Genomic DNA, 15158 nt, shown 5'->3' on the forward strand with positions numbered 1-15158 from the left:
ATGGCACATACGCTGGTGATCGTGGAGGACGACCAGGTCTTCGCCCGCACGCTCAGGCGATCCTTCGAACGACGCGGCTATCAGGTGTCGACCGCCGCCGGTCCCGACGAACTGGCAGCGTTGCTGATCGAGGGAACGTTCGACCGGGCGGTGGTCGACCTGAAGCTGGGCACAGCATCCGGGCTGGAATGCGTGCAGACGCTGCACAAGCATGACCCGGCGATGCTGATCGTCGTCCTGACCGGGTTCGCCAGTATTTCGACGGCGGTCGAGGCGATCAAGCTGGGTGCCTGTCATTATCTCGCCAAGCCGGCCAATACCGACGATATCGAAGCGGCGTTCGGCAAGGTCGGCGGTGGCGATGCGACCGCGCCCATCAGCGTTCGGCCAAGTTCGATCAAGACGGTCGAATGGGAGCACATCAACGAGGCGCTGGCCGCCACGGGCTTCAACATTTCCGAAACCGCGCGGCGGCTGGGGATGCATCGGCGGACGTTGGCACGGAAGCTGGAGAAGCGGCAGATCACCTGAGGGTCGCTGCTGGCGGGGGCGGAAGGTCTCGAAAGTCACACCCATCCACGCGCGGGCGCGGTCGTGCGCGTGCGCCCGCCCGCGGGGGGGAGGATTTTGCGCGGGCGTGGTGGGGGCCGGGGAGGGTGGTCATCCGGTGGGGATAACCCTGATGGGGTGGTGTAGGACAGAGGCCTATTCCCCTTGTCGTCGGTGACGATCGATCGATGTTTGTCGTTGCGAGCGGAGCGAAGCAATCCAGGGCAGCGCGCGGGACACTGGGTTGCGTCGCTACGCTCGCAATGACGAGGCGTTGGGATGACGGCTTGGCCGATCCTTTCCTCTCCCGCATAGAGAGAGGTAGTGGCATCGTCAGGCGGCGAATTGATTCATCGTGTTGTGGGCGCCGCCGGCCTTCAGCGCCGCATCACCGGCGAAATATTCCTTGTGGTCGTCGCCGATATCGCTGCCCGACATGTTCTGGTGGCGGACGCAGGCGATGCCGCGGCGGATTTCCTGACGCTGGACGCCCTCGACATAGCCGAGCATCCCCGCCTCGCCGAAATACTCGCGGGCCAGTTCGTCGGTCGACAGCGCGGCGGTGTGATAGGTCGGCAGGGTGATGAGATGGTGGAAGATGCCCGCCCGCGCCGACGCTTCGCGCTGAAACTCGCGGATGCGGTCGTCCGCCTCGATCCCGAGCGGCGTGTCGTCGTAATCCGCGCTCATCAGGCGGGCACGGTCATAAGCAGCGACGTCCCGGCCATCGGCAGCCCATGCGTCGTATACCTGTTGGCGGAAGTTGAGCGTCCAGTTGAACGAGGGCGAGTTGTTGTAGACCAGTTTGGCATCCGGCACGACCGCGCGGATGCGATCGACCATGCCGGCGATCTGGTCGATGTGGGGCTTCTCCGTTTCGATCCATAACAGGTCTGCGCCGTTCTGGAGCGAGGCGATGCAGTCGAGCACGCAGCGGTCGGCGCCGCTGCCCTCGCGGAACTGGAACAGGTTCGACGGCAGGCGCTTCGGCCGCATCAGCTTGCCGTCGCGCTCGATCAGGACGTCGCCACGCAAGCCCGCAAGGTCCGTCACCTCCTCGCAATCGAGAAACGCGTTGTACCGGTCGGCAAGATCGCCGGGTTCACGCGAATAGGCGATCTGCTTTGTGAGGCCCGCGCCGAGCGAGTCGGTTCGCGCGACGATGATCCCGTCATCGACGCCCAGTTCCAGAAAGGCGTACCGGCAGGCGCGAATCTTGGCGAGGAAGTCCTCGTGCGGGACCGTCACCTTGCCGTCCTGATGGCCGCACTGCTTTTCGTCGCTCACTTGGTTCTCGATCTGGATCGCGCACGCGCCAGCTTCGATCATCTTGCGGGCCAGCAGGTACGTCGCCTCTGCATTGCCGAAGCCGGCGTCGATATCGGCGATGATCGGCACGACATGTGTCTGATGCTGGTCGATGGCGTGAAGCAGGCGCTGTTCGTCGATCTGGTTGCCGGCATCGCGCGCGACATCGAGATCGCGGAACAATTGGCCCAGTTCCCGCGCATCGGCCTGGCGGAGGAAGGTGTAGAGTTCCTCGATCAGCGCGGGGACGCTGGACTTCTCATGCATCGACTGGTCGGGCAGGGGGCCGAAATCGGAGCGCAACGCCGCCACCATCCAGCCCGAAAGATACAGGTAGCGACGGTCGGTGGTGCCGAAATGCTTCTTGATGCTGATGAGCTTTTGCTGGCCGATGAACCCATGCCAGCAACCAAGCGACTGGGTGTAGGCGGCTGGATCGGCATCATAGGCGGCCATGTCGCGACGCATGATCGCGGCGGTGTACCGGGCGATGTCGAGCCCGGTGCGGAAGCGGTTCTGCGTCTGCATGCGCGCCACCGCCGCCGCACCGATGCCGTCCCATGACGGTCCGTGTGTCCGGGTCAGCCGTTCGGCCTGTGCGATGCGATCCTGATATCCCATGTCTTCCTCCCCCCTGCGCGCGACGCGATCAGCCGAGCCGGCCGAGCCGGTGGTACAGGTTCGAAAATTTGACCGAGCGGGGGTCCTCCGCGATCTTGCGGACATAGTCGGCGACCGCTTCCTTCATCAGGCCGAAATCCTCGGTCGAGAAAACGGCGCGGCTGCGTGCTGGTTCGGTGTTCATCGCATCTCTCCAAATGAGTCAGTCGCCTGATCCGGCGTTGCTCGTGGCAATCTGATGCGGCAGGATTGACGATATCAGAACAAATCTTTGCCAGAAATCGCGTCGTATCGTCGGACGGCTGTGTTATTTTCCGGTAAAGCTGTAATGTTGTTTACAAGGAGGCGGGCGTGGCGGAGCGGAAGCTGTTGGCGGGACAGGCGGTGCGGCGGTTGCGGCGTCGGGCGGGTCTGACACAAGCGGCGATGGCGGAGATGCTGGCCGTGTCGCCCAGTTACCTGAACCTGATCGAGCGCAACCACCGGCCGCTGTCCGCATCGTTGCTGGTGCGGATGGCGGAGCAATTCGATCTCGATCCGCGCACGCTGGCGGCGGGGGAACCGGGCGGCGGCGCGGTGGCGATCCGGCGGCGGCTGGCCGATCCGCTGTTCGCCGATCTGGAGGTCGATCGATCCGAGGTGGACGAATGGCTGGCCGCCGCGCCTGGTGGGGCAGAGGCGTTCGCGCGGGCGTTCGACCGGCTGGGCGGGTCGGGGGGCGATCCGGCGGCGATCGGTGGCGACGATCCACTGGCGCTGGTCCGGCAGGAGGTGGAGCGATGGCAGAATCACTTCGCCGATCTGGACCAGCAGGCGGAACTGCTGGCCGACGACCTGCGGCTGGTGGGTGCCGACCTGTATGGCGCGATGGTCGAGCGGTTGCGGGTGAAGCACGGATTGTCGATCCGGGTGCTGCCCGTCGATGTGATGCCCGACGCGCTCCGCCGGCTGGACCTGCATGCGCGGCAGTTGCAGTTGAGCGAGGCGCTGGATGCGCCGGGGCGGGTCTTCGCGGTCGCATTCCATCTGGGCTTGATCGAGGCGCGGGCGGAGATTGAGGCGCTGGCGCGCGGGGCGGGCTTTGCCGACCGGGTCGCGGAGCGGCTGTTCAGGCGACATCTGGGCAGTTACTTCGCAGGCGCGATTATCATGCCCTATACCCGGTTCCTGCGGGCCTGTGAGGGCAGCGGCTATGACCTTGATCTGCTGCAACGGCGGTTCGGCATGGGGTATGAACAGGTCGCGCACCGGCTGACGACGTTGCAGCGGGTGGGGATGCGCGGGCTGCCGTTTTTCATGATCCGGATCGATCGGGCGGGGCAGGTGTCGAAGCGGTTTGCCGGGGCGAGCGGATCGGTGCTGGCCACCGCCGCCGGTCGCTGTCCGCTGTGGCAGCTGCACGGCGTGTTCGACCGGCCGGGGTCGCTACAGATGCAACTGGTCGAGATGGAGGACGGTGCGCGCTGGGTGACGTTGCAACGGGCGGTGTCGTCCCAAGGGTGGGGCGGGGCGCCGGTCGGCTTTGCAGTCGGTATCGGCGTGGAGGTGGGTCGGGCGGGATCGCTGGTGGCGGTGCGCGGGGTCGATCTGGCCGGGCCGGCGACACCGATCGGGCTGGGGTGCCGGGCCTGTTTCCGACCCGATTGCCGGCAACGATCGTTGCCGCCGTTGGGCCGGTCACTATCGATCAACGATCGCGAGCGAGGCGTGCCAGCGTTGCGATTTGCCGGCGACTGACCGGGCATGTGGCAAATATGCCGCGATGCGGCAAAACCGTTGCAGCAGTTCAAGGAAAACAATTGATAACCAGCGGGCAATGATGAAGCATCCGTTAACCAGACAGTGACGCTGGCCGATCCGAAAGGGTCGGGCCCGCTCGGGGCAAAAGCGGTTAGGTCCGCCAGACAAAGGGTTAGCGTTCATGAGCATGATGAGACACGTCCTCGCCGCAGGGATCGCGGTGGCAGCAATGACTGCGGTGCCAGCACAGGCCCTCACGTTCGATCTGGTCGATTACAACGGCTCGGTCCGCGGCACGCCGGCCGAAGTCGGGTTCAAGATCGCAACGGATTACTGGGCGTCTGTCCTGACCAACGACGTGACTGTGCGCCTGGAGATCGGGTACAACGCGCTAGCGGCCAACGTCATCGGATCGACGGGCAGCTCGCGCTATCGGGTCAACACCACCGACATCTACGAACAGCTTGCGGCCACGGGCGATAGCAGGCTCGACGCCATCGCCGTCGCCAACCTGATGCCGCTGACCAGCGCCGGGGGCCTGCAGGCGATCACCAGCGGGTATCGGAACGACGCGACCAAGGTCGGGATCGACACCACCAAGCGGGTATTCGATGCCGACGACAGCCTCAACAATACGACGATGGGCGTCAACGGCGCGGCGTTGAAGGCGCTGGGTTTCACTGGTTTTGCTGCCACGGCCCGCGACGCGCAGGTGAATTTCAGCAGCAACTTCGCGTTCGATTTCGACCCCAGCGACGGGATCACGGCGGGGCGGATGGATTTCATCGGCGTGGCGATCCACGAGATCGGCCATGCGCTGGGCTTCACCAGCGGCGTCGACATCTATGACAACCCGGCCAATGGCGCGGTCAACATCAATAATTCGGGCGCCATCTTCACGACGCTCGACCTGTTCCGGTATAGCCAGGACCCGACCAACGTTGTGCCGGGTTCGGGGCCGGTGCTCGATCTGGCGGTGGGGTCGCCGACCTATTTTTCGATCGACGGCGGCTATTCGCAATTGTTCGGTGATTCGCGCTTTTCGACCGGCCGAAATTTTGGTGATGGGCAGCAGGCGTCGCACTTCAAGGACAAGGGCGGCTGCACCAACCAGATCGGGATCATGGACCCGAATTTCTGCTTCAGCCAGATGGGCGAAGTGACCGCGAACGATCTGGCCGCGTTCGATGCGATCGGGTGGAACCTGAACTTCGACGTGCTGGCCAACTCAAAGTATCTGGCGACGTCGGCGGACATCTATCGCGTGCTGGCGCCGGTGCCGGAGCCGACGACCTGGGCGATGATGCTGGTCGGCTTCGGTCTGATCGGTGGCGCCATCCGGTACGGACGGCGCCGGACGGTGGTACGTTTCGCGGACTGAGGGATTGAAAGGCATCGTCGACCGATCGGGTCGGCGGTGCCCTTTGCCCCTGCGTTAACCAGCGCTGTTGACGCGCCCCTAACCCAACCGACCGCATAGACTGACCGATGATCGGTTGGAGATGCGTACCATGTCGCTGACGGCGAAACTCTATCGCGAGCAGGACGAGCGGATCGCCGATCGGCAGCCGGTGAATCTGGGCGCCACCGTGCGCCGGGACGACCAGCGACCGATCGACGTGCAGATCGACGACCTGTCGTCGACCGGGTTCCGGATGCAGAGCGACGAGCCGATCGCGATGGATTCGACGGTATCGGTCGGTATCGCGGGCCTGGGCCGCCACACCGCGCGGGTCGTGCGCCAGAACGGCAATCAATATGGCTGCAGCTTCCTGCGGCCGGTGTCGATCGACGGCATCGACGTGGCCGAACCGCCGCAGACGATCGTCCGCGCCGATTTCGGCACGGTCGCCTCACCGCCGATGCTGATGCACGAGGACCCGCCGCTCGATGCGGTCGAGCGGCGCATCCGTCAGTTCCGGGGGCCAATCATCCTGACCGGACTGATCGTGCCGTGGATCATCATCGGCGCGATCCTGACCGCGCTGGCCTGAGCGACGTCGAGCGATGCGCGGCGGCGTGCGATCAATAGAGCCACTTGTCCCACTGACCGGTCACGCGCCAGCCATCGGTAGCGCGTTCGACCGCATAAGTGGTGCCCCAGTGATCGGCCGTGACGGTGACAAAGCCGATGCGGTCGTTGCGCGCGATCCGCGACAGGACGAACGTCCGCTCGCACCCGCGCATGATCCGGTTCATCAACCACCAGCGGACGGCCATGCCGGCCGGCGCCATGTCGTCATTCATCACGAACGATTCGGACCGGTCGGCCAGCGACAGCGCGCGGGCGGCGGCATCGAACCGGGCCTGCGTCTCACGCGGCAATTCGGCGGTCTCCGCATCGGGTTCGCGGATACGCAGCCGGTCGCGGCCGGTGGCATCGTTGAACAACTGACGACCGACGACGCGGGGCGGGGTGCCGAGCGGGGCGGGCAGGCGCCATGGCCGCTCGTCCGGCTCGGTCGTCATCCGCATCGTTCGGAAGATGGCGAGCGCCGCACCGCGGGGGCGCGAATCGACGCACAGACCCGGCGCCGTCGGGGCGCGACCGGATTGCAACAGCGCCAGCGTCGCCCGGATGATCGCGGTATCGTCGTTACCGGGTCCGACCGAGCAGGCGGCGAGCGCGATCGGCAGCATTGCCGTCCCGATCCGGGTCGATCGCCACCGGCGAGAGCGGCCTGTGTCCCCGAACGGGCCGGTCGAGACGATTGGCCCCTGAAAACTGTGCATCGATGATCGCCATCGGTCGTTTACCGCGCTATACATGCAGGTGAGGAACCGCATCATGATATCTTCCCCCTTGGCCTTGGCTTCACACGAACGACGCTTCCAGGCGGTCGTAGTTGGCAGTCTAGTTACCGTGTTCGCTATCGTTGCCCTATCTCCCCATACGGAGCGAGCGCTATTCGAGGAAGGGCGGATACCCGCCGCTTTCGCGGCCGTGGTGCCGGCGCCCGTAATCCCGACGCTCAGGCGCTTCGGTGTGATGACGCCGACGTCGTTCGCGCGCGCGTTCCGGTCAGGTCGGCCGGCGGCGCCGCAGGGGCCGGCGCGCACCGTGCTGTCGAACCTGGTGCCGGGGACGGTTCCCGATTCGCCGGTCAACGACAGCTTCCTGACGCCCGCTACCGATGGTCCGCCGGTGCTGGTCAGCGATGCCGGTGGTCTGACGCCGGCGAGCAGCGCCGGGTCGCCGGGGCCGCAGTTGGCGGCGCTGACGCCCGGCTTTGGTCTGGTTGGCAGCGGTCCGGGGCCGACGGCGACTACGCCGACGCCCGATCCGGTCGCGACGGCCACGCCGGCACCGGAGCCTACGGCGGTTCCGACCGCGACGCCGACGGCAACGCCCACCAGCACGCCGACGAGCACCCCCACTGCTACGCCGACCGATACGCCGGTGATCCCGCCAGTCACGACGCCGACGCCCGATCCCGTGACGCCGGTGCCGGAGCCGGCATCGTGGATGATGTTGCTGATGGGTATGGGGCTGGTCGGGATCGTAACCCGTCGTGCTCGTCGGGCGAAGGCTTCGGCTGCTCCGGCACTCTGATCGATGCTGTTGGACCGGCTATCCTGCGGGGTAGCCGGGCTTTGCCCGTGGGTTGGAACGCGGGGCGGTGCCTCGATACGCCCCTTTGGGTCTACTCGGCGCGAACGGGTTAGCTGAAGTTCTCAAGCGCTGGGATCAGCGGCTTGCGCTGTTGATGATCCGGGCCGCGGCATCGCTCGATATGCCCCTCGCTTCGCTCAGGGCGAACGGGGCGGGGTGGAAAACCTGCGTCTATGCGGAGGTAATAGCCTCCGGAATGGCGTCAGCGTAATTCGAGGCGGTTGCCGCGCATCGTGACCGAGTCGAGGCGCGACAGCACCGATTGACCCAGCAGCGAATGGGGCGGGCCGTTGCCGGTCAGGATCGCCGCATCGGCGCTGGTAACGGCGTGGTCGCCGATCGTGACGTGATCGATCTTCGCCCAGTGCATCGTAGAATCGCCGGCGGCGGTCTGCAACGTGCGGCTGGGTCCGCCGGACTTTTCGACCCCGGCGGCCAGGGCGTCTTCCTTGGTCAGGACGACGACGTTGGCGCCGGTATCCACGACGAAGCGGATCGGCACCCCGTTCACCTTCGCGGTGACATAGAACAGGCCGTCATGCGCCTTGGTAAGCGTCAGCGGGTCAATCGTGTCCTCCGCAGCGGCGACCGGGACCACGGCGGGCAGAGGCACGACGCGCGCGCCGCCGCTGGGTGGAGCGACGCCGGTGAAGCCGAGCGCGGCCAGGGCCAGCGAGAAGGATTTGAAGGACAGCGAAGCAGCCATGGGCAGACTTTGCATCCGCAGGCCTAAAGATTGCCTTCCATGGCTCCGTTAATGCGGCGTTAGGAGATTCAGGCCGGCGATGTCCCCGCCGGCGCGATCGCCACGTCCTGCTCGCGCAGATGGCGACGCAACCGCTCACGCCGCACATGCAGGCCACCCGCCGCGATCAGGCAGATCAGACCGACGATAGCCAACTGGATTGCCGCCACCCGGTACGGCCATTGCAGCGCGCTCCGCGAGGCGAACAGGACGTAATAGGGGTCGGCGACCTCGTAACCGGCATATTGGAACAGGCGGACCAGTTCGCCGGGCAGGCCGTGTCGGCGAAGCACGCCTTCGCGCGTGCCATCGCTCTGCAATGTGGCCGCATTCTCGTCGGCGCCGATCTCGACGAAGAAATGCAGTGCCTCGCGGTTGTTGCCGCCGGGCGACAACATCGGCGCGAAGCGGATCGTGCGGCGGGCGACGAGCAGTTCCTGGTTCAGGCCGGCCGTGCGGCTGCGCAGGACGGAGCCGACCAGTTCCGTCGGGCCGGTGCGCGGCTCGATCGCTGCAGGCGAGCCAATGGCGATGCGTTGTACCTGACCGACGTCGCTGGGCAGCGACGCCATCGCGATCAGCACGACCAGACAGGCGACGACGCAGCCACCGGCCACGCCGAGGATGGCGCGGATGAAGTTGCGACCGGGCAGCTTCGCGGCGACCTGTGCCGCTTCGGTCATGGTGTAATTGACGCCACGGACCTCGTCGTCGCGGCGACGGCGGCCGCGCAGCAGCCAAAGCACCGGCGAGGCGATGATCGCCGCCAGCAGGATATAGGTGAGGGAGGGATAGTAACGGCCGAAGGTGTTGAACTGCCACTCCGCCGCCAGCGCCATCAGGCCGCGATACGTCAGGGTCTGCCACAACAGGAACACCGACACGAATACTGCCCATATCGCGAGCAGTGACCGCACCCGTCGCCGCCGTCGTGTCCGCCGTTCGATCTCGTCATGCTGCATCAGCGGTTAACCCGCGTCATAGCGTGGCGATGTCGAGCGATGCGACCCCGATTGTCAGCCATGCCCCTGTTCTCCCGAAATACGGTGCCCGAGTCCCGTGTAGGGACAGTGGCCGCATCTGTACATTATCGCAATGACGCACCGCTTGGTCGCGGATTGCCAAGATCACGGGCGACCGCTACATCCGGAGCGTTGGAGGGGGTGCGACATTACCGGAAGGCCGCTGGCGCCGTTCGGTATCCATCGACTTGGAACGCCGCTCATCATCGCTTTATTGGGTTCGCCCTTAACCTTTGCGGGTTAGACTTGCCGATATCATGGACCTGAGCGCTTCTTCATCTACCGCATCGTCAGAGCCGGAATGGGCTTCGCCGACCAATGCCATGGGACCGCCCGCCGGTGGTACGCCGCCCACGCTGCCGCCCCGGCGCGAGGAGTGGTTGGCGACGGCGAAGGTTATCTGGGCGGCGCTGCGCCGTGACCCGATCTATTGGTTGGGCCTGGTGCTGCTGGCCGGACCGACTTTGTTCGAACTGGCCTCGCGCGGGTGGGGCACGGATCAGGCAGCGCATGCGCCGATCGTGTTCGCCACCGCCATCTGGATCTTCGCGCTCAGCGCCAAACGGGCCGCCGCCGTCGCCGATCCGCCACGGGCGTGGATCGCCTATCTGTGGCTGGCGCCGTGCCTCATCCTGTATGCGGCGGCGCGGATCACCGGTTTGCTGGAGGTGCGTGGCCTCGCCGCGTATCTGTCGTTCGTCGCGATCCTGTATGCGGTCGGCGGGCGTCGATCGCTGGAAGTACTGTGGTTCCCGATCCTGTATTCGCTGTTCCTGATCCCGATCCCCGACACCTTCGTCGATATGGCGACGCAACCGGTGAAGCTAGCGATCTCGAAGGCGGTAGTCGGCTTGCTATCGGGCATCGGCTATCCGGTCGCGACATCGGGCGTCAGCATTTATATCGGCCAGTTCGAGCTGCTGATCGCGGCGGCGTGCGCCGGGTTGAACTCGCTCATCAGCCTGACGGCGATCGGCAGCTTCTATGTCTATCTGCGCCACAATGCGAGTTGGCGGTACACCCTGCTGCTAATCATGACGATCTTCCCGATCGCGGTGTTCGCCAATTTCCTGCGCGTGCTGATGCTCGTCCTGCTCACCTATTATGGTGGCGAGGCGGTGGCGCAGGGCTTCCTGCACGAAGCCGCCGGGCTGTTCATGTTCGTGGTGTCGGTGCTGACGATTTTCCTGGTCGACAAGATCTTCACGGTCGTCGGCTATCGGCTTGGGTTGATGAAGGCATGAGCGCGGACACGACTGGCCGCCGTGACATTTCGCGGCGCAAGATGATCATCGGTCTGGCGGTCGGCGGTACGGTGGTGCTGTCCGAGCTGTATGTGCCGCAGCGGAGCGTCGCACGGATCAGCGAGGCGGGGTTCGAGCGGTTGGTGCCGACGACGCTCGGGCCGTGGCACTATCTGACCGAATCGGGTCTGGTGCTGCCGCCGGAGGACCAGCTGTCGCGCACACTGTACGAACAGTTGCTGACGCGGGTGTATGCCGAGAACGGCAGCGACGACGAATCGGTGATGCTCGTGCTGGCGTATAGCAGCGTGCAGGAGGGTCGGCTGCAGGTCCACCGCCCGGAGGTCTGCTATCCGGCGGCGGGGTTCTCGATCATCGAGAATACGGCACAGGAAATTCCGATCACCAAGGACTTCGCGATCCCCGTCCGCCTGCTGACCGCCGACCGCGGCGCGCGGCGGGAGTATGTGGTGTATTGGACGCGGGTGGGCGATTCGATGCCGGTGCGCTGGTTCGACCAGCGCCTGATGATGGCGAAGGCGAACCTGCAAGGGTCGATCCCGGATGGTCTGCTGGCGCGGGCATCGATCATCGGCACGGACCGCGACGCCGCCTTCGCAACGCTGACCCGGTTCGTTCAGACGATGGTGGCCTCCACCGGCAAGCAGGGGCGGGCGATGCTGATCGGCCCGCACTAGCCCGAGGGCCGGGCGGGCCAAACATGCTCAGGTTCGCGCGAAGGGCTTCAGAAAATACAGGGTATACGCGATGATACCGACGAAGATGAGGATCGCGAAGGCGTCGTAGCCATTGTTGCCGAGATAATTGGTGACGGCGCAACCACCGGCAGGCACGATGTAATGGAGCATCGAATCCTGCTTCTCCTCCGGTCCGACGGAGCGCTGGAGCAGCAGGACCACGAGCCCGGCAAAGAAGGCCACCGTGATCCAATCGTACACAGTCTGCATCACGTATTCCTTCCAGAATTCCGCCTTGGGCGGTATATGCGGGCACCCCTCACCCGATGGGCTTGCCATATCCGGTTACTGGACGTTGGTTAGGAGTTAAAGACGGTTATGCGATCTAAAGCATTAACGATCCTACTTATGGCATCGGCAATCGCCGTGACGGGGTGCAAGCGCTCCGCCACCGGTCAGGTCGTGGCCGTGGTGAATGGCGAGGAAGTGTCGTTGTCGGAACTGAACGGCGAGCTCAAGAACGCGCCGACCGGTGGTGATAAGGAAGTAATCCGCGCCGCCGCCCTCCAAAGCCTCATCAACCGCAAGCTGTTGGTGCAGCAGGCGCGCGATCGCGGGATCGACAAGGACCCGGATTACCTGCAGCAACAGCGCCGCATGGACGACGAGGTCATGATCGGCATGCTGGGCCAACAGGTCACGAAGAATGTGCCGGTGCCGACCGCGGCCGACATCGATCGCTATATCGCCAGCCATCCCGAGATGTTCGCCAACCGCATGGTTTATGCGATCGACCAGATCGTGTTCCCGCTGCCGGCCGACCCCAGCGGGTTGAAGGCATTGGAGGCTGACCACACGCTCGATGCGGTAGCGGCGCGCCTGCGCAGCATGTCGATCCCGTTCCAGCGGGCGCCGGGCAAGCTGGATACCGTGGCGACGCCGCCGCAGTTCCTGGCGCAGGTCAACGCCTTGCCGGCCGGCGAGCCGTTCGTCGTGGCGACGGGCGGCAAGGGTGTCGTCAGCGTCATCACCGGCAAGGAATCGCAGCCGATTGCCGGCGAGCAGGCCCGTCGGATCGCCGCCGAGGCCATCCGGAAGGCCGCGGTGTCCGAGATCGCCCAGAAGCAGTTGAAGCAGGCGCGCGACGCGGCGAAGATCGAATATCAGCCGGGCTTCGCACCCAAGACCGATGCCAGCAAGCCGGCAGCGGCAGGCGCCAACAAGACCTGACGCTACATGACGCCCGGCGCTGTCTTAGGCGCCGGGCGTTGCCTTACGATGCTGCCGGGCAAGCCGGAAGATGCGCGGGCCGGTAACGAGATAGCGTTTCCACAGGCGGCGCGGGTTCGACGCCAGTCGGAACGCCCATTCCAGATGCAGTCGCTGAAGCACGCGGGGCGCCCGCTTGCTTTCGCCGACGACGAATTCGATCGCCGCGCCGATGCACAGGCCGATGCCGGTCGCCCCATCCGATTGCGCGATCAGCGCGGCGAGCAGTTCCTGCTGCGGCGATCCGATCGCCAGAAACGTGAACCTTGCCCGCGCGTCAGTGGCGAACCGGGCAGCGGCGGCCATCGCGACCGGATCATGGCGCAGGCCCATCGGCGGGCTGTGCTGGACGATGTCGAGATCGGGGAAGCGCTTCGCCAGTGCGATCACAGTCGATTCGCTGCCGCCGATGACGGCGATCCGGTCGCCCGGCCGGCACAATGTCTCCAGGATCAGCGCGGTCAGATCGCTGCCCGCCGCCACCGGCAGGTCGATACCCTGTGGTCGGGCGAGGGCGGCGAGGATACGGCTGTCGCAGGTGCACCACCTTGCGCCGCGATAGGCCGCCCAGATCGTCTCGCGATCGGCGCCATGATCGTCGTGCAGGCGGACGACGTGATCCACATTGGGCGTGACCAGATAGGCAAACGGCGCGGTGACGGGGCGGGCGTCGAGCTGCGCCGCGACCTCCGTCAGCGTCAGCGGGTCGTAATCGATGCCGAGAAAGCTCGTGCGGGGGCGGCCGTCGGTCATTTCGTATCTCCGCCGTCGCTGTAATCGCGCTCGGCGAGTTGCTCGTCCTCCGGCGTGGCGGGCAGCGCCGCCGACTGGCCGTGCAGGCGAGCGCTCATCGCCGTCGCGCGGGCAACGCAGTTGGCGTCACGGGTCTGGCGGCATAGCGGTTGACGGATCGACCAGCCGGCAACCGAGGCCGGATTGCGCACAGTGAATCCGCGCGCATAATCAGCCGCATCGGCGGCGCGACCGCGCTGAACCAGCATCGTTGTCAACTGACGAAGCGCGATGGGATCGTCGCGATCGGCGTTGATCGCATCGAACAGTGCCTTGTCCGCCAGCAATTTGTCTCCCGCCACATTGAAGACGCGCGAAAGCAGGGCCGCACCCGGCGCATAATCCGCGCTCTGGGCCGCGACCACGCGGGCATCGCGGAGTGCACCGTCGACGTTGCGCGCGGCCAGTTCGACCAACGCGCGCGCCATCAGCGCCTCGGTCTGGCCGCCATCGAATTGCAGCGCGGTCTTCGCGCGCCTAGCCGCCTCGTCGGATCGGCCTAGCCCGGCCAGCGCAAGCGCATAGGCGCCCTGTTCATCGGCGGTGTCGGGCCCGACCTGACGATCGCGCGCGGTCGGCGCCAGCAGCCGTTCCGCGCTGGCATAATCGCCGCGAGCCAGCGCATATTGCGCGGCGGCCAGTGCCAGTTCCGGATCGGGTGGCGACAGGGTGCCCAGCATTGCGACCAGGCTAGCACCGGAGACATCGGCATCGGCCAGCATCGCCACGGTCATGTCGCGCTGGGCATCGCCCGGTGCGGCGCGGTGGATCTGGTCGAGCGCCTGCGCAGCGGCGCGATCCTGACCGCCCAGCAGCAATTGTTTGGCGAGCGCCAGTTGCGTGGCCGGATCGCGGGGTTGTTCGGCGGCATTGCGCTGGGCGATGGCGAGCAGGCCACGAGCATTGCCGCTGCGCTCATACAGCGATTGCAACTGCCGCCGCAGCTCGCGACCGCCTTCACCCGCAACGAAGATCGGCTCGATCAATGATTGTGCCTCGTCCAGTCGGCCTCGCCGCTGGGCGAACTGGCTGGCGAGAACCCGGCCTGCCTCGTTGTTCGGTTCCAGCGTCCTGATCTTGGCGATCTGCTTTTCGCTATAATCGAGCCGGCCGCGTCGGAAGGCGACGGTGGCATCGACGAGCAGGGCATTCATGTTGTTCGGATCGAGCGACAATATCTGTGTTGCGTAATCGCGGGCGTCGTCCAGCCGGCCGGTCGCCAGCGATAATTGCGCCACCGCATCCAGTGCTTCCCGATTCGTGCGATCCTGGTCCAGCGCATTGCGGAACGAACCGAACGCGCCGGCATAATCGTTCAGCGCGACCTGATTGCGCGCGCGCGCCATCCACAGTTCGGGCAGATCGTCGCGCGCCGCGACGGCGATGTCGAACTGCTGCTGCGCCGGGCCATATTGCCCGGCCGACGCCAGTTGCTGCCCCATCGCCATCGCCTCTGCCGCGCGCTCCGCGGGGGACTGGCAGCCAGCGAGCAGGATCGCGCCGCCAACTGCCAGCGCCGTCATCACGATCCGCCGCGCCGCTCCGTCGCCGGGATGC

15 protein-coding genes and 2 pseudogenes are annotated in these 15158 nt (G+C 65.8%); 9 read left to right on the forward strand and 8 right to left on the reverse strand.

Features of this window, described 5'->3' with window-relative positions; genetic code table 11:
- On the forward strand, positions 1 to 531 hold the full coding sequence (locus ASG67_RS02450; RefSeq protein WP_056524730.1) for a response regulator transcription factor: 531 nt from the start codon (positions 1 to 3) through the stop codon (positions 529 to 531).
- A 351-nt stretch (positions 532 to 882) separates the two neighbouring features.
- Here the strand turns inward: ASG67_RS02450 and ASG67_RS02455 are convergent, their stop codons facing one another.
- A complete protein-coding gene (locus ASG67_RS02455) occupies positions 883 to 2478 on the reverse strand; it encodes an isocitrate lyase (protein ID WP_056524733.1) in 1596 nt (531 codons plus the stop codon).
- A gap of 28 nt (positions 2479 to 2506) precedes the next feature.
- Positions 2507 to 2662: a hypothetical protein gene (locus ASG67_RS19145; RefSeq protein ID WP_200940699.1), complete on the reverse strand. Its 156-nt coding sequence runs from the start codon at positions 2660 to 2662 to the stop codon at positions 2507 to 2509.
- 167 nt (positions 2663 to 2829) lie between these two features.
- On the opposite strand from ASG67_RS19145, the gene ASG67_RS02460 reads away from it, so the two are divergent.
- From ASG67_RS02460 to ASG67_RS02470, 4 genes and pseudogenes are all read left to right on the forward strand, one after another.
- Positions 2830 to 4215, forward strand: coding sequence for a helix-turn-helix domain-containing protein (locus tag ASG67_RS02460; RefSeq protein ID WP_056524736.1), 1386 nt, complete (start codon positions 2830 to 2832; stop codon positions 4213 to 4215).
- Between the two features lie 232 nt (positions 4216 to 4447).
- A pseudogene (locus ASG67_RS02465) lies at positions 4448 to 5410 on the forward strand (NF038122 family metalloprotease); the annotation flags it as partial.
- Between the two features lie 54 nt (positions 5411 to 5464).
- Positions 5465 to 5599, forward strand: a pseudogene (locus ASG67_RS19770) (PEPxxWA-CTERM sorting domain-containing protein); the annotation flags it as partial.
- A 121-nt stretch (positions 5600 to 5720) separates the two neighbouring features.
- Positions 5721 to 6212: a PilZ domain-containing protein gene (locus ASG67_RS02470; protein ID WP_056524741.1), complete on the forward strand. Its 492-nt coding sequence runs from the start codon at positions 5721 to 5723 to the stop codon at positions 6210 to 6212.
- Between the two features lie 31 nt (positions 6213 to 6243).
- Here ASG67_RS02470 and ASG67_RS02475 read toward each other — a convergent pair whose 3' ends face one another.
- On the reverse strand, positions 6244 to 6951 hold the full coding sequence (locus ASG67_RS02475; protein ID WP_156460604.1) for a hypothetical protein: 708 nt from the start codon (positions 6949 to 6951) through the stop codon (positions 6244 to 6246).
- A gap of 256 nt (positions 6952 to 7207) precedes the next feature.
- On the opposite strand from ASG67_RS02475, the gene ASG67_RS02480 reads away from it, so the two are divergent.
- Positions 7208 to 7771 carry a PEPxxWA-CTERM sorting domain-containing protein gene (locus ASG67_RS02480; RefSeq protein ID WP_200940701.1) on the forward strand — a complete coding sequence of 188 codons (564 nt, stop codon included), beginning with the start codon at positions 7208 to 7210 and terminating at the stop codon, positions 7769 to 7771.
- A 262-nt stretch (positions 7772 to 8033) separates the two neighbouring features.
- On the opposite strand, the gene ASG67_RS02490 is transcribed toward ASG67_RS02480, so the two are convergent.
- Together ASG67_RS02490 and ASG67_RS02495 are read right to left on the reverse strand one after the other, a co-directional pair.
- Positions 8034 to 8552 (reverse strand): TIGR02281 family clan AA aspartic protease, encoded by a 519-nt coding sequence (locus ASG67_RS02490; protein WP_082543254.1) that lies wholly within the window; start codon positions 8550 to 8552, stop codon positions 8034 to 8036.
- Between the two features lie 53 nt (positions 8553 to 8605).
- Entirely contained in the window at positions 8606 to 9538 is a 933-nt protein-coding gene (locus tag ASG67_RS02495; protein WP_056524756.1) for a hypothetical protein, read from the reverse strand.
- Positions 9539 to 9921: 383 nt separating this feature from the next.
- On the opposite strand from ASG67_RS02495, the gene xrtV reads away from it, so the two are divergent.
- Together xrtV and epsI are read left to right on the forward strand one after the other, a co-directional pair.
- Positions 9922 to 10842: an exosortase V gene (gene xrtV / locus ASG67_RS02500; RefSeq protein WP_162244326.1), complete on the forward strand. Its 921-nt coding sequence runs from the start codon at positions 9922 to 9924 to the stop codon at positions 10840 to 10842.
- Complete coding sequence (epsI, locus tag ASG67_RS02505; protein ID WP_056524759.1) at positions 10839 to 11540, forward strand: exosortase-associated protein EpsI, V-type; 702 nt, start codon at positions 10839 to 10841, stop codon at positions 11538 to 11540. Before xrtV ends, epsI begins: the two co-directional genes overlap by 4 nt.
- 27 nt (positions 11541 to 11567) lie before the next feature.
- Here epsI and ASG67_RS02510 read toward each other — a convergent pair whose 3' ends face one another.
- On the reverse strand, positions 11568 to 11810 hold the full coding sequence (locus tag ASG67_RS02510) for an XrtV sorting system accessory protein (protein ID WP_056524762.1): 243 nt from the start codon (positions 11808 to 11810) through the stop codon (positions 11568 to 11570).
- A 108-nt stretch (positions 11811 to 11918) separates the two neighbouring features.
- On the opposite strand from ASG67_RS02510, the gene ASG67_RS02515 reads away from it, so the two are divergent.
- Positions 11919 to 12770: an EpsD family peptidyl-prolyl cis-trans isomerase gene (locus ASG67_RS02515; RefSeq protein ID WP_082543256.1), complete on the forward strand. Its 852-nt coding sequence runs from the start codon at positions 11919 to 11921 to the stop codon at positions 12768 to 12770.
- 24 nt (positions 12771 to 12794) lie between these two features.
- Here the strand turns inward: ASG67_RS02515 and ASG67_RS02520 are convergent, their stop codons facing one another.
- Both ASG67_RS02520 and ASG67_RS02525 read right to left on the reverse strand, forming a co-directional pair.
- On the reverse strand, positions 12795 to 13562 hold the full coding sequence (locus tag ASG67_RS02520; protein WP_056524769.1) for a WecB/TagA/CpsF family glycosyltransferase: 768 nt from the start codon (positions 13560 to 13562) through the stop codon (positions 12795 to 12797).
- The gene (locus tag ASG67_RS02525) at positions 13559 to 15124 is read right to left on the reverse strand and encodes a tetratricopeptide repeat protein (protein WP_156460605.1); all 1566 of its coding nucleotides are present in this window, start codon (positions 15122 to 15124) and stop codon (positions 13559 to 13561) included. Before ASG67_RS02525 ends, ASG67_RS02520 begins: the two co-directional genes overlap by 4 nt.
- Positions 15125 to 15158 lie beyond the last annotated feature (34 nt).

Source organism: Sphingomonas sp. Leaf339, from assembly GCF_001426195.1.
Lineage (GTDB): Bacteria > Pseudomonadota > Alphaproteobacteria > Sphingomonadales > Sphingomonadaceae > Sphingomonas.

Coding starts and splice junctions, on each gene's coding strand:
- ASG67_RS02450 (WP_056524730.1), top strand. CDS start 1: ATGGCACATACGCTGGTGATCGTGGAGGACGACCAGGTCTTCGCCCGC.
- ASG67_RS02455 (WP_056524733.1), bottom strand. CDS start 2,478: ATGGGATATCAGGATCGCATCGCACAGGCCGAACGGCTGACCCGGACA.
- ASG67_RS19145 (WP_200940699.1), bottom strand. CDS start 2,662: ATGAACACCGAACCAGCACGCAGCCGCGCCGTTTTCTCGACCGAGGAT.
- ASG67_RS02470 (WP_056524741.1), top strand. CDS start 5,721: ATGCGTACCATGTCGCTGACGGCGAAACTCTATCGCGAGCAGGACGAG.
- ASG67_RS02475 (WP_156460604.1), bottom strand. CDS start 6,951: ATGCACAGTTTTCAGGGGCCAATCGTCTCGACCGGCCCGTTCGGGGAC.
- ASG67_RS02480 (WP_200940701.1), top strand. CDS start 7,208: ATGACGCCGACGTCGTTCGCGCGCGCGTTCCGGTCAGGTCGGCCGGCG.
- ASG67_RS02490 (WP_082543254.1), bottom strand. CDS start 8,552: ATGCAAAGTCTGCCCATGGCTGCTTCGCTGTCCTTCAAATCCTTCTCG.
- ASG67_RS02495 (WP_056524756.1), bottom strand. CDS start 9,538: ATGCAGCATGACGAGATCGAACGGCGGACACGACGGCGGCGACGGGTG.
- xrtV (WP_162244326.1), top strand. CDS start 9,922: ATGGGACCGCCCGCCGGTGGTACGCCGCCCACGCTGCCGCCCCGGCGC.
- epsI (WP_056524759.1), top strand. CDS start 10,839: ATGAGCGCGGACACGACTGGCCGCCGTGACATTTCGCGGCGCAAGATG.
- ASG67_RS02510 (WP_056524762.1), bottom strand. CDS start 11,810: ATGCAGACTGTGTACGATTGGATCACGGTGGCCTTCTTTGCCGGGCTC.
- ASG67_RS02515 (WP_082543256.1), top strand. CDS start 11,919: ATGCGATCTAAAGCATTAACGATCCTACTTATGGCATCGGCAATCGCC.
- ASG67_RS02520 (WP_056524769.1), bottom strand. CDS start 13,562: ATGACCGACGGCCGCCCCCGCACGAGCTTTCTCGGCATCGATTACGAC.
- ASG67_RS02525 (WP_156460605.1), bottom strand. CDS start 15,124: ATGACGGCGCTGGCAGTTGGCGGCGCGATCCTGCTCGCTGGCTGCCAG.